This is a genomic window from Neorhizobium sp. P12A (assembly GCF_008365395.1).
GTDB lineage: Bacteria > Pseudomonadota > Alphaproteobacteria > Rhizobiales > Rhizobiaceae > Rhizobium.
Genome location: NZ_QOVX01000001.1, coordinates 1,182,427 through 1,195,629, shown reverse-complemented (window position 1 = coordinate 1,195,629; position 13,203 = coordinate 1,182,427). Strand labels below are relative to the sequence as shown.

15 protein-coding genes are annotated in these 13,203 nt (G+C 59.6%); 6 read left to right on the top strand and 9 right to left on the bottom strand.

The features are described 5' to 3' along the window. Positions 1-74: 74 nt before the first annotated feature. The 3 genes from DTW90_RS05715 (at position 75) to DTW90_RS05705 (ending at position 2,777) form a co-directional block, all read left to right on the top strand. Entirely contained in the window at positions 75-752 is a 678-nt protein-coding gene (locus DTW90_RS05715) for a DUF1345 domain-containing protein (RefSeq protein ID WP_149336914.1), read from the top strand. 72 nt (positions 753-824) lie between these two features. Next, positions 825-1,454, top strand: coding sequence for a glutathione S-transferase (locus DTW90_RS05710; RefSeq protein WP_149336912.1), 630 nt, complete (start codon positions 825-827; stop codon positions 1,452-1,454). 153 nt (positions 1,455-1,607) lie between these two features. Further along, entirely contained in the window at positions 1,608-2,777 is a 1,170-nt protein-coding gene (locus tag DTW90_RS05705) for a GAF domain-containing sensor histidine kinase (protein WP_246664890.1), read from the top strand. A 28-nt stretch (positions 2,778-2,805) separates the two neighbouring features. On the opposite strand, the gene DTW90_RS05700 is transcribed toward DTW90_RS05705, so the two are convergent. The 8 genes from DTW90_RS05700 to DTW90_RS05665 form a co-directional block, all read right to left on the bottom strand. After that, the gene (locus DTW90_RS05700) at positions 2,806-2,979 is read right to left on the bottom strand and encodes a DUF1328 domain-containing protein (protein WP_132525278.1); all 174 of its coding nucleotides are present in this window, start codon (positions 2,977-2,979) and stop codon (positions 2,806-2,808) included. 85 nt (positions 2,980-3,064) lie between these two features. Then, on the bottom strand, positions 3,065-3,574 hold the full coding sequence (locus DTW90_RS05695; RefSeq protein ID WP_149336910.1) for a DUF2937 family protein: 510 nt from the start codon (positions 3,572-3,574) through the stop codon (positions 3,065-3,067). A gap of 146 nt (positions 3,575-3,720) precedes the next feature. Then, complete coding sequence (locus DTW90_RS05690) at positions 3,721-5,148, bottom strand: gamma-aminobutyraldehyde dehydrogenase (protein WP_149336908.1); 1,428 nt, start codon at positions 5,146-5,148, stop codon at positions 3,721-3,723. Between the two features lie 14 nt (positions 5,149-5,162). Then, positions 5,163-5,978: an ABC transporter permease gene (locus DTW90_RS05685; protein WP_132525282.1), complete on the bottom strand. Its 816-nt coding sequence runs from the start codon at positions 5,976-5,978 to the stop codon at positions 5,163-5,165. Beyond that, complete coding sequence (locus DTW90_RS05680) at positions 5,968-6,942, bottom strand: ABC transporter permease (RefSeq protein WP_132525284.1); 975 nt, start codon at positions 6,940-6,942, stop codon at positions 5,968-5,970. The genes DTW90_RS05685 and DTW90_RS05680 overlap by 11 nt, the downstream gene beginning before the upstream one ends. Beyond that, a complete protein-coding gene (locus DTW90_RS05675) occupies positions 6,939-7,928 on the bottom strand; it encodes an ABC transporter ATP-binding protein (RefSeq protein WP_149337063.1) in 990 nt (329 codons plus the stop codon). Before DTW90_RS05675 ends, DTW90_RS05680 begins: the two co-directional genes overlap by 4 nt. 205 nt (positions 7,929-8,133) lie before the next feature. Next, positions 8,134-9,294 (bottom strand): ABC transporter substrate-binding protein, encoded by a 1,161-nt coding sequence (locus tag DTW90_RS05670; RefSeq protein ID WP_149336906.1) that lies wholly within the window; start codon positions 9,292-9,294, stop codon positions 8,134-8,136. A gap of 117 nt (positions 9,295-9,411) precedes the next feature. Then, positions 9,412-10,320, bottom strand: a complete 909-nt coding sequence (locus tag DTW90_RS05665; RefSeq protein WP_132525288.1) for a LysR substrate-binding domain-containing protein — start codon at positions 10,318-10,320, stop codon at positions 9,412-9,414. 332 nt (positions 10,321-10,652) lie between these two features. Here DTW90_RS05665 and DTW90_RS05660 point away from each other — a divergent pair, with 332 nt between their 5' ends. Continuing rightward, complete coding sequence (locus DTW90_RS05660) at positions 10,653-11,537, top strand: hypothetical protein (RefSeq protein ID WP_149336904.1); 885 nt, start codon at positions 10,653-10,655, stop codon at positions 11,535-11,537. Positions 11,538-11,606: 69 nt separating this feature from the next. On the opposite strand, the gene DTW90_RS05655 is transcribed toward DTW90_RS05660, so the two are convergent. Next, positions 11,607-11,954 carry a hypothetical protein gene (locus DTW90_RS05655; protein WP_149336902.1) on the bottom strand — a complete coding sequence of 116 codons (348 nt, stop codon included), beginning with the start codon at positions 11,952-11,954 and terminating at the stop codon, positions 11,607-11,609. A gap of 166 nt (positions 11,955-12,120) precedes the next feature. On the opposite strand from DTW90_RS05655, the gene DTW90_RS05650 reads away from it, so the two are divergent. Then, on the top strand, positions 12,121-12,405 hold the full coding sequence (locus DTW90_RS05650) for a hypothetical protein (protein WP_149336900.1): 285 nt from the start codon (positions 12,121-12,123) through the stop codon (positions 12,403-12,405). 80 nt (positions 12,406-12,485) lie between these two features. Next, complete coding sequence (locus tag DTW90_RS05645) at positions 12,486-13,076, top strand: Imm42 family immunity protein (RefSeq protein ID WP_149336898.1); 591 nt, start codon at positions 12,486-12,488, stop codon at positions 13,074-13,076. The last annotated feature ends 127 nt before the right edge of the window (positions 13,077-13,203 follow it).

Below are 13,203 nucleotides of genomic sequence, written 5' to 3'. Positions count from 1 at the left end.
ATTGCCTTGTCCCGGCCAATGCAAAAGTTATATCAATGCGTTGTCGAGGGGCGAAAACGGAGCGGAATATTTTCATGTCGCAAGACAATCAGCGGCAGGCGCGGTCTCCCGCCATGGCCCTCTTTCACAAGCATTTCGCTGTCGCGGTAGCCGTTATCGCCAGTATCGTGGTCTTCGCCCTCCTGACATCCGGCCGCTTCAATGCCGGCAATTTCCTGGCAAGCTGGAACGTCGGTGCGGCGGTCTATATCGTGCTTACCTGGTACCGGATGCTGACGGCCGATGTGCGTCGCATTCGCCGGCGCTCCGCCGATCTCGATTTTTCGGACTCGCTCGTTCTTGCGCTTTCCATTCTCGCGGCACTTGCGAGCATCGCCGGCATCGCACTGGAATTGACCGGCGTGAAGGATGCAGCCCCCGGTGCCGCCGCAGCTCAGGCCGGGGTCGCCTTCCTGACCATCCTGATCTCCTGGGTTTTCCTGCACACGTTGTTTACGACCCACTACGCGCATCGCTTTTATGCCGATCCGGGAGCCAAGCCGGCCATCATCTTTCCGGAGCACATAGACGAGCCCATTTATTGGGATTTTCTCTATTTCTCCTTCATCATCGGCGTTGCGGCACAGACGGCTGACGTCGCTATTGCCACCATGCCGATGCGGCGGCTGGCGCTGTTGCATTCCGTGCTGTCGTTCCTCTTCAACACGACGATCCTGGCGCTCGCGATCAATGTCGGGGCAAGCTTGTTGTAGCGGTGACATGTTTGCCGCTGCTTTATCTCCCCTCTTTGGATAGAAGCGAGAGCAGCGAGCAGAGGTGAGTGCATGTCGGTCCTTCGTATCCTTGGAAAAGCATCTTCGATCAACGTGCGTAAAGTCCTGTGGACCTGCGACGAGATCGGCATTCGCTATGAGCGCGAGGATTGGGGCATCGGATTCGCATCGACGAAGACGCCGGAATTTCTTGCCAAGAACCCGCGCGGTCTCGTTCCCGTTATCGAGAACGAAGACGGCATCCTGTGGGAATCCAACACGATCTGCCGATACCTTGCCGGCAAATACGGCCGGACCGATCTTCTGCCGACCGATCCCTGGAGCCGCGCCCTGGTGGAGCGGTGGATGGACTGGCAGGCGACTGAGCTCAATACCTCCTGGCGATACGCCTTTCTCGCCCTTGCACGCCGAATTCCGGGCTACGATGACCCGGCGTTGATCGCCGCGAGTGCCGGGGACTGGAATGCGAATATGGGCATCCTTGAGCGGCATCTCTCGGCGGCGGGCCTCTATGTCGCGCGAGGGGACTTCACGCTGGCGGACATCGTCATCGGCCTTTCGGTCAATCGCTGGCTGCAGACGCCTATCGAGCGGCCGGACCTGCCGGCAGTCAGCGCCTATTTCGATCGTCTCCGCCAGCGGCCGACCTATATCGGGCATGGTACAAACGACATCGCTTGAGATAGTTGGTGGGTAGTCGCAGTCTCCCGCAAAGTACAAAGCCGCCGGTTATTTCCATTTCGTGGCTCCGCACTATGTCAATCGGGATGTATTCCGATCGGGAATGCGTCATCCGAGTGGGAGTCACTCGATTGAACTGTGGAACGTCAGCATTTGAACGATGATCCTCTTGTCTCCGTCGACGCGGTGTCGCGCATCGATGCCGTTCCCACGATTCTGGAAGTCGTATGTCGGACCACAGGTATGGGTTTTGCCGCAGTTGCCCGCGTTACCGAGGATCGGTGGATCGCCTGCGGCGTTCGCGATGAGATCGCTTTCGGACTGGCACCTGGCGGCGAACTGAAGATCGAGACCACGATATGCAACGAGATCCGGCAGCATCGCGAGGCCGTTATCATCGATAACGTCGCTGAAGACCCGATCTATTCCCACCATCACACGCCGGCGATCTACGGTCTGCAAAGCTATATCTCCATGCCGATTACCCTGCCGGACGGATCCTTTTTCGGGACCCTCTGCGCGATCGACCGCGTTCCACGAAAGCTGAACACCGTGGAAATCGTGGGCATGTTCAAGCTTTTCGCCGATCTTATCGCCTTTCATCTGGATGCGAACCAGCGGCTGCTGACCAGTGAGAGTGATCTGAAGATCGAACGGCGCGAAGCGGACATCCGCGAACAGTTTATCGCCGTTCTTGGCCATGACCTTAGGAATCCACTGGCTTCCATCGATGCAGGCGTGAAAATGATGCGGCGAACGCCGCTCGAGGAGAAGGCGATCTCGATCCTCGATCTGATGCAAAGCAGCGTTCAGAGGATGTCCGTCTTGATCGACGATGTGCTGGATTTTGCCCGCGGACGCCTCGGCAGCGGATTGGCGATCGAAAAGGCCGGTCAGGTAGAACTCAGGCCGATGCTCGAACAGGTGGTTGCAGAAATTCGCTCGGCACATCCCGATCGCAAAATAGAGAGTGACCTTGCGGACGTCACGATTCACTGCGATCCCGGCCGCGTTGGCCAGTTGCTTTCGAACCTTCTTGTGAATGCCGTGACACACGGGACACCGGACGGCGCCATCCGGGTTCAATCCGTCATGTCAGGGGACGTCTACGAGCTTTCAGTTTCCAATCAGGGGACTTCCATCCCAGAGGACATTCGAGCCCATCTCTTCAAGCCCTTTTTCCGCGCTTCTGCCCAGCAGAGCCGACAAGGTTTGGGATTGGGCCTATATATCGCCTCGGAAATTGCACGGGCACATGGCGGGTCGCTTGAGCTGACTTCCTCGGAAGAGGAGACCCGCTTCGTTTTCCGGCTTCAGCCTTGAACGTAGCAGGTCTTTTGTTTGCCATCACTTACAAGACGGCATTACCCGCCATGAGCGCCAATACGAGGAAAATCAGGAAGATAATGAGCGCGATGCCGAAGAGCACGCGGGCGATCGTGGCCGTTGCCGCCGAAATGCCGGAGAAGCCGAAGAAGCCGGCGACGATCGAAATGACGAAGAATATAAGAGCCCATTTGAGCATGGCAATTTCCTCTGTGTTGCACCCATCAAAGACGCTGAACCAGGAAAATTGTTCCACGCGAATAACAATCTAGCCGCAGGTCGCGCTATCTGAGGCCGGGCTGTCGCCTCACCTGCCTGCGCCCGAACAGGGCAAAAAATCCAGCTATTCCGCCGAAGAACAAGGCGCCTATTCCGCCCCAGGCGATTTCCGAGAGGGTGACTGGAATGGCGGGGACGAAGTCGCTCCAGGCGTTGCGGACGATCATTTCGTCGGGGTCGGAAATGACGATAAACGGCCGGAGGACTGGAGCGGTGCTGTTCATGTCCGCAACCTGGTCCGACAGTTTCTGGTACCGGTCAAGCGTGTTGCGCATCGAGGTGCCGCGCGCCTGGACGAAGCTTTCCTTCGATGCGGAGAAAAGGGCCAGCGCGCTTTCGCGGGTCAGGTTGTATTGCCGGGCGTCATGATCGAAATCGTCGACGATGACACGCAGTTCATCCAGCGCGCCGCCCAGTCTCTGGCGGTACTGCTGGGCGAATTCCGGTGCCTGCGAGAAGGTGACGGCGCCCACAATTGCCGCCACCGATATGGTCGCTTTCGAGACATAACCCATTCAGAGCTCCGCACGGATCAATCGGCCGAATGATTGCTCCAGCGGTAACCGTGTTGCCGGGAAAAGGTTTCGTGATCCGGCCAGATAAGCGAAGGGCAGAGACGTGCCGGCCCTTCGCTTTGGCTCAGGCTTCGCCTGACCGCGCCTCACCCATGATTGATCATGACGTGGCGGACGGCGGTGTAGTCCTCCAGCGCATAGACCGACATGTCCTTGCCGTAGCCCGATTGCTTGAGCCCGCCATGCGGCATCTCGTTGACCAGCATGAAGTGGGTGTTGATCCAGGTACAGCCGTATTGAAGGCGAGCGGCCGTCTGCATGCCGCGGCTGATGTCCTTGGTCCAGACCGACGAGGCAAGGCCATAGTCGCTGTCATTCGCCCAGGTGACGGCATCCTCGACATCGGTGAAGCGAGTGACGGAGACCACGGGTCCGAAGACCTCGCGGCGGACGATCTCGTCATCCTGTGTGGCGCCCGCGATTACGGTCGGGGCGTAGAAGAAGCCTCTGTCGCCGGAGACCTTGCCGCCTGTCGTGATTTCCATATGCTTGTGCTCGCTGGCACGCGTGACGAAGCTTTCGACGCGGTCGCGCTGGCGCTTGGAGATCAGCGGGCCGATCTCGTTTTCCGTGTCGTCGGCAAGGTTGTATTTGATCGAGGAGACGGCCGAAGAGAGATCGGCGACGAATTTGTCGTAGACCTTTGCGTCGGCATAGATGCGGCAGGCGGCGGTGCAGTCCTGGCCGGCATTATAATAGCCGAAGGTGCGGATGCCCGAGACAACTGCGTCGATATCGGCATCGTCGAAGACGATGACGGGCGCCTTGCCGCCGAGTTCGAGATGGGTGCGCTTCACTGTCTTTGCGGCTGCCTGCAGCACCTTCTTGCCGGTCGCGACATCGCCGGTAATCGAAATCATCGAAATCTTCGGATGGTTGATCAGCGCGTTGCCGACGCTTTCACCGCGGCCAAGAATGACGTTGACGACACCCTCGGGAAGAATATCCGCCAGCAGCTTCGCCATCTTCAACGCCGTAAGGGGCGTCTGTTCCGAAGGCTTGAAGACGACGGTGTTGCCGCCGGCGATGGCGGGCGCCAGCTTCCAGGCCATCATCATCAGCGGATAGTTCCAGGGCGCGATGGAGCCGACGATGCCGATCGGATCGCGGCGGATCATCGAGGTGTGGCCGGGGAGATATTCGCCGGCGACCGGGCCATGCAGGTTGCGCACCGCGCCGGCAAAGAACCGATAGCAATCGACGATGGCGGGGATCTCGTCATTGAGCACGGCGTTGATCGGCTTGCCGCAATTCAGCGCCTCCAGCGCCGCAAATCCCTCCGCATCCTTCTCGATCGCATCGGCGATCCGGAGCAGATAGGTCGAGCGCTGGCCAGGCGTCGTCTGCGCCCAGCTCTTGAAGGCCTTTTCCGCAGCGTCGACGGCGGCTTCGATCTGGCCGAGCGATGCCTCGGGCAGGTTCACAACAGTCTCGCCTGTCTTCGGGTTGAGGATGTGTTCCTCAGTCTCGGTGCCAGCTTCGAAACGTGAGCCAATCAGCATTGCGGTATCCATCATGTTCTCCTCGTTTATTTGCCGCCGCCGGCGATCTGGTCGCCGTCGCGGGTGAGATAGTAGGCTGCCAGGATCGGCAGGAAGGTGACGAGCACCACGACCATGGCGACGACATTGGTGACCGGGCGCTGGCGCGGGCGGATCAGCTCTTCCAGCATCCAGATCGGCAGCGTCATCTGCTGGCCGCCGGTGAAAGTGGTGACGATGACTTCGTCGAAGGACAGCGCGAAGGCGAGCATGCCGCCGGCAAGCAGAGCCGTGCCGATATTCGGCAGGATGATATGGCGGAAGGTCTGGAAGCCGTCGGCGCCGAGGTCCATCGAGGCCTCGATCAGCGAACCCGACGTCCGGCGGAAGCGGGCGACGGCATTGTTGTAGACAACTACGACGCAGAAGGTGGCGTGGCCGAGCACGATCGTCCAGACCGAGAAGGGGATATCGAGCAGGCTGAAGGCGGACCTGAGCGCGATGCCGGTGATGATGCCGGGCAGCGCGATCGGCAGGATGACTAGCAGCGATATGCCCTCGCGGCCGAAGAACTTCGTCTGGCTGACGGCGGCGGCGCAGAGCGTGCCGAGCACCAGCGCGATCGCGGTCGCGATGACGGCGACCTGTACGGAAAGCGCGAGCGCCTGCCATACATCAGGCCGGTTCCAGGCAATGCCGAACCATTGCAGAGTGAAGCCCGGTGGCGGCCACTGGTAGCTCTTTTCCTCCGTCGTGAAGGCATAGACGAAGATCAGGAGGATCGGCAGGTGCAGGAAGGCAAGGCCGCCGGCAGCGCCGAGCCTCAGCAGAAGCGGTGATCTTTGGCTACGGTCAGAGCGCATCGAAAGCTCCCTGTTTCTTGGCGATCCAGAGATAGATGGCCATGATGACGATCGGGACGACCGAGAAGGCGGCGGCGAGCGGCACGTTTCCGGCCGTGCCCTGTTGGGCATAGACCGCCTGGCCGATGAAGAGACGGGACGAGCCGATGATTTGCGGAATGATGTAGTCGCCGAGCGTCAGCGAGAAGGTGAAGATCGAACCGGCGACGATGCCCGGCAGCGCGAGCGGCAGAAGCACGGTGCGGAAGGTCTGGCGCGGCGTGGCACCGAGATCGGACGAGGCTTCCAGCAGGTTTCCCGGTACCCGCTCCAGTGCCGCCTGCGTCGGCAGGATCATGTAGGGCAGCCAGATATAGACGAAGACAAGGAAGGTTCCGATATAGCTGACAGACAGCGAGTTGCCGCCGATGACGGGCAGGGCCAGCACGCCGTCGAGCAGCCAGCTGAGTTGCAGGCGCTCGAAGAGCCAGGTGAGGATGCCTTCCTTGGCTAGGATCAGCTTCCAGGCATAGACCTTGACGAGATAGCTCGACCAGAGCGGCAGCATGACGCCGAGATAGAACAGCGCCTTCCATTTCCCCTGGGCATAGCGGGCGGCATAATAAGCGATGGGGAAGGCGACGAAGGCAGACGCAATCGTCACCAGCGCCGCCATGATAATCGTGCGGACGATGATGTCGAAATTGGCCGACACCAGTAGCTGGGCATAGGTCGAGAGCGTGAACTCGTAGTTCACCATCCCCGAAAAATCGTCGATCGAGAAGAAGCTCTGCAGCAAGAGCGCGATCAGCGAGCCGATATAGATGATGCCGAGCCAGAGCAGCGGCGGCGTCAGCATAAGGAACAAGAGCAGTTTCGGACGCCGCCAGAAAAGATCCGAGAGCCGGCCGAAGAAACCGCCTCGGCCTGGCAGGATCGAGGTCGCCGGCGCGGCGGCGATAGACGTGGCGGTCACGGCATTCATGCTGCGTCGTCCATATAGTGGATATCGGCCGGCTGCCAGGCGAGGCGGACGGATGCGCCGGTCTCTGGAACCGGCTGGCTCGCCGGCATCGTCACATGCAGCTTTGCGCCTTGCGTTTCGACGGAAAGCCGGGTCGCTGCGCCGAGGAAGCTCGCACTGGCAACCGTCGCCGCGACGCCTTCGCCCGATGCCAGCCGGATGGCTTCGGGGCGCAGGCTCGCCCAGCGTCGTTCACCGCCGAGCGCAAGCATGGTTTCCGGGGCAATGATATTGGACGAGCCGACGAAATCGGCGACGAAACGGGTTTTCGGCCGCTGGTAGATATCCTGCGGCGTGCCCTGCTGGACGATGCCGCCATTGTTGAAGACGGCGACGCGATCGGCCATAGAGAGCGCCTCGCCCTGGTCGTGGGTGACGAAGACGAAGGTAATGCCGAGCGCCCGCTGCAGGCTCTTCAACTCCTCCTGCATCTGCTCGCGCAGCTTGAGATCGAGCGCGCCGAGCGGTTCGTCGAGCAACAGCACTTTCGGCTTGTTGACGAGGGCGCGGGCAAGCGCCACGCGCTGACGCTGGCCGCCGGAGAGCTGGCCGGGCTTGCGGGCGCCGTAGCCCGGAAGTTTGACGAGCTCGAGCGCCTGCTCAGCGGCGCGGTTGCGTTCCTCCTTCGCCACGCCCTTGACCATCAGCCCATAGGCGACATTGTCGAGGATGTTCAGATGCGGGAAGAGCGCATAGTCCTGGAAGACGGTGTTGACGTTGCGCCGATAGGGCGGCACGCCCTCGGCAGTCTCGCCGAAGATCTCAATATGGCCCGAGGTCGGCTGTTCGAAGCCGGCGATGAGCCTAAGGCAGGTGGTCTTGCCGGAGCCGGAGGGGCCAAGCATCGCGAAGAATTCGCCCGGCGCGACATCGAGATCGACACCGTCGACGGCACGCACCTGGCCGAAGTGACGGGAGACCTTCTGGAAACGGACGGCTGATGTCATGGGTTTGGGCTCCGATTTCACGTATTGGGGGCAGTGCGGGCGTTGGACCCCGCCCCAAACCCCTCCCCACAAGGGGGAGGGGCTTAACTTGCCGCGCGCTCCCGCCAATCATTCAGAGTTCGAGCTTGGGCGAGATGGGCGCCATCTGTAGCCCCTCCCCCTTGTGGGGAGGGGTTGGGGAGGGGACTTGCCCCACATTCAGGTGTCATCGTCCCCCGATGACGCCGATATAGTCCGACACCCAGCGATGATAGGGCACGCATTCGCTCTGCGTTGCGCACTTGGCAACCGGCGTCTTCCAGAACTTGATCTTGTCGAAATGATCGAGGCCGTTATTGGCGCAGCCAGTATCGCCCATCAGCGCATTGCCCTTGCAGGCGGCCGGGACGGAGGGGACGGCGCCGAACCAGGCGGCGGCGTCGCCCTGGACCTTGGCCTGCAGCGAATGTTCCATCCACATATAGGCGCAGTTCGGATGCTCGCTGTCGACATGCAGCATTGTCGTGTCGGCCCAGCCGGTTACGCCTTCCTCGGGGAATGTGGATGCGATTTTCTGCTTGTCGCCCTGCAGCAGGTTGACCTGGAAAGGCCAGGAGCCTGAGGCAACCACGCCTTCGTTCTTGAAGTCGTCCGTCTGGATCATGGCGTCGTGCCAGTAGCGGGAGACGAGCTTGCGCTGGCCGCGCAGCAGGTCAAGGGCCGCCTTGTACTGGTCTTCGTTCAGCTCGTATGGGTCCTTGATGCCAAGTTCGGGCTTGTGGGCCATCAGGTAGAGAGCGGCGTCGGCAATGTAGATCGGGCCGTCATAGGCCTGGACGCGGCCCTTGTTGGATTTTCCGTCGGGCAATGTCTGCTCTTCGAAGACGACGTTCCAGCTGGTCGGCGCCTTATCCTTGAAGGCATCGGTATTGTACATCAGCACGTTCGGTCCCCAGAGATAGGGAACGCCATAGTGAACGCCGTTCACCGTGTACCAGGGTCCGTTCTGCAGGCGCGGGTCGACGTTCTTGAAGCTCGGGATCAGATCGGTGTTGATCGGCTGGACGCGCTTGCCGGCAACGAGGCGCAGCGACGCGTCGCCCGACGCGGTGACGAGGTCGAAGCCGCCCTCGTTCATCAGCGACACCATCTCGTCTGACGTGGCGGCCGTCTTGACGGAGACCTTGCAGCCGGTTTCCTTTTCGAAGTCGGTCACCCAGTCGTAATTCTTGTCGCTCTCGCCGCGCTCGATATAGCCGGCCCAGGCCACGATGCTGACCGCGCCTTCACCCTTTCCGAGCGTCTTCAGCGGCTCGGCGGCGATGACCTGTGTGGCAAAGCTCACTGCCGCAAGCGCAGCAGTGCATGATCTCAGCAAGTGCTTCATCGGAGTCTCCCGGTTTTCGAGCCACTTTGTGGCGTTTTGTTCCCGGGAAAAGGGTGGCTTGATTTCGCCGCATTCGCAAACTGATTTATCAGAACGCCGATATCGGAAATTCCGATATCACCTTTGTCGTCCGGATCGCATGCTTTCGGCGATGCCGATGAAATCCCGCGCCGCCTGCGGCAGGCTGGAGCCCTTGCGCCAGACGATGCCGACCTGGACGACGGGCAGGGAGCCGGAGACGTCGCGGCTTTCGATGCGGTCGCCTTCCAGCGACCAGGGGCGATAGACAAGGTCGGGGAGCAACGCCACGCCGGCGCCGGTCGCCACCAGGCTGCGCACCGCCTCGACGGAGCGTGTGCGGAAGGCGACGTGGGGGCGGGCGCCAAGCGCCGACAGCAACTTGCCGGTATTCTCCTCGATCTCGTCGATCGTCAGCATGATCAGCGGCTCGCGGGTGATATCGGCGACGGAGATGATGTCGGCCGAGACAAGCGGATGGCCCATCGGCAGCCAGAGGCGATAGGGCGAGGTTTCGAGGATCTCGGCCTGCAGCGCCATGCGGTCGCGCAGGTTGGAGATGACCATGACGGCAACATCCAGCTCGCCGCCGACGAGCAGATGTTCGAGATAGCCGCCATTGTCCTCGATGGCGCTGACCTCGACCTCCGGGCAGGCGCGCCGATAGCGCGCCAGCATATCCGAAAGCACATAGCCTGCGACCAGCGAGGTGACGCCGATGTTCAGCGTTCCGCCCGGCTCGCTGCGCTGGCCGGAAAAGCTCGTTCGCGCATCCGAGACTGTCGCGAGAATCTTCGTCGCGTGGCGCAGGAACTGATGGCCGTTATGGGTGATGGACAGGCCGCGGGGATGGCGGTCGAAAAGATCGACGCCAAGGTCCGTTTCCAGCTCCTTCAGGGCTTCGGTAACAGAGGATTGCGAGATCGACAGGTTCTGCGCAGCCCGGGTTACCGAGCCCTGCTCGGCCACGGCCACGAAATACTGAAGCTGTCTTAAGGTGAATGCCATGGCGTGTTAAATCATGCGATTATCGGGACAGGCAAGCATCGCTCAAAGCGCCTGTGTGGATGCCGTGAGTCCCCATCGTTGAAAGCAAAGATAAAAACACATCTTTTGATTGTGTTTCAGCAATATTTTTCACACGCGCCAATATGAATGTGCGTCGCTTTTGATCGCGAAGTTATTGGTTTTCATAGCTGAAAGTGACCTGACTTTTTTTGGTAACTAAGGCGTGAGTCGGTTTTAGCATGGTGCCTCCTTAAGTATTCCGAAACGTCATTTCTTTAGCCTCGCACCGATAATCGTATGGCATTGGGGTGCTTTATGGCGGAGCAGTTGGCGTGAAGGCCTTACTGCGAATTTTCCGGCCCTCCCGGAAACTAGTCATTATTATCGGCGGCGCCGCTCTGTTGATGGGTGGTTCCGGCGCCCTTGCCGTTTATCTTGGTGCTGAGAAATATATCGGTCTGTCGGCACCATCCGCTGATGGCCTGACTTGCACCGACGTCAACCTGGTTACGATCCGCAAGCAAAATCATCTGTGGGTCCGCAAATATATCACCACGGCGCCGACGGATGGACTTACCCGCGTCAAGACGGCGTTGCGGGTTGCGAAATTCATTTATGACCAGCAGAAGCCCGATCTCGTTCAGGTCGTGGTGCTGGACAAGAATGGTCCGACGTTGCGTTCCGATATCCGCGGTCGCGCCCTGGGCGCCGATGTCATCTATGTGCCCGACCCTGCAAAAGTCGGCGACGGGAGCGTGACGGTGCCTTATACCGCACGCTATTATAATGGCGGCGCCAGCGACGAGGGGCTGTTTTACGGCGAGCACGTCGACATGATGCCGAAGGATATCGACGGCGTCGTTGCGTCACTCAAGGATACCAGCGACTGCCTCGATCCCGTTGCCGCGGAAGCGTCGAAGGATGGCGGCAAGGGGGAGAAGGGCAAGAAGGACAAGGGCCACGCGACCGAGAAGGCCGAGGCCAAGCCCGAAAAGGTGCCCGAACCCGACAAGCCGCCGGAGCAGCATCCGGCACCTGAGCAAAGTCATGTAAAGCCCGCTGAAGAAAGCACCGGTTTCATCGGTGCCAGCGCCGAGCCAAACCCGGCCCTGCAGCAGAACATTTCAGCGCAGACCGAGGACGCGGAGGCATCCCGCGTCGGCACCGATCCGCAGACAACGGGCGCCAGCCAGCGGCGTTCGCCGGTGACGAACTAAAGCATCTCGCGCGGAAAAAGCGGAATTGGGCACTAAATGCCACCGGCAATTCCGGTGGCTACTGCAACTTCATTTGCCGAAGAGTCTGTCATGCCAAATGCCAGCTTCGGCGAGGCCAAAATCTTCATCTGAAGACCCAACGATTATAACTTTGCCCTCAGGGTAGCGACTGTGAACAATGCAATACGCCGCGAGCCCGATCTGTTGATGTGCGGCAGCTGGTGTCTGCAGCCAGCTGCGGCTATCAACTCTTAGCGTTGCCGTGCTGCTTGAATAGTCAGCGTAACTGATGAGATTTGGGCTCTGCCAGATCGTTAAAAGCACCATTTCATTGTGGCACTGGGAATTTGTATCCTCTGCGTTCGCAACCGTGTTCAACGCTCCCAGTGATAACAAAACTATACCGAACAGTTTCATATACTTCCCTGCTTGTGACATGTGACGAGCCTAGGCGGTAACGAACTAAAACACCTTGCATGGAAAAGCGAAATTAGGCGTAAATGGCATTGGCGGTTCCGCTGGGCCGTAAGCGGCAGATTCTCGCCATTGTGGTCATCCGGCTCCTAATTTAACCCGTGTAGTCATGGCCATTTCTCGTAAACTAATTCTCCATAGCCCTCTCGCGAATGACAGTCTTCTTGAAGCGTTCGTCGAACGTTGCCTTGCTGAGGGCGTGTCTTTATTGGCAATTGTGGGACCCGATGCGAACATGCTGGAAGATCGCGTGGACTGGATCGTTTTCGGTGCCGGCAATGATCCAAGGCGATTTCTCTGTACGACGTCGCATCCCGATGAATCGCTTGAAGATGTGATTGAAATGGCCAATGCTTGGGACGGCGAGGGCCGCGTAGAACAGGTGTTTCTCTAATGCGCGTCGGCCGACTGCCTCCTTTGCAGGCTGTGCCTTATCGTCCGATTATGCGATCTGAAAGGCTGTGAGGGCAGTCGATGATAGCGGGCGATCCCAGCGTTTTCGCGATCGAAAGCGAAATCACCGAGGCATTGGAAAACCCCGGCCAGATGGCACTGGGATTTTTTGTCATCCATGTCGGTGGCCGAGCCTTCGGAGTTAAGGAGCCTGACGCTTCTTGCCTCGGATGCTCATTCAATGAAGTGGAAGCCAGATTGCGGCGGCGGGGAATGCATATGTCGCCTTTCCCAACCGACTATCACGCCGCTGACGTCGCTGAAGCCTATCTTGATGCCATCTATCGCGACACTCCGCGGCGGGATTACGTCGGACTGTCACGGCAAGAGTTTGTCGAGGCTATATATACGAGCGCGGTGATATGGGCTCCAGACGGGGACGAGACTTTTGATGACGGAAGCCACGTTCTGCAGTTCGATGTCGGAAGCCGCGTACGCATTATCGCCTTCGTCAATACAGAGTCGCCTGACGATCTAACCGGCACGATCAAGGAAGAATGGTTGGATGCCAACCTTTTTTACAGCGTTATGTCTGACTGGAATACACTATTCACTGCGGAACGAGCAGATAGGTTGAAAACCAATACTCGTTCACCGGAAGCCGAGAGCTGAGAAAATATTCTCAGGCGCCTGAGCGACTGCAACGGTCCATAAGCTGCCACTGGCAGCATTTGCTACCTGACACAAAAAAGCCGGCGCACCTTTCGGTGGCCGGCTTGATATTGGATCGCTCTTTTCC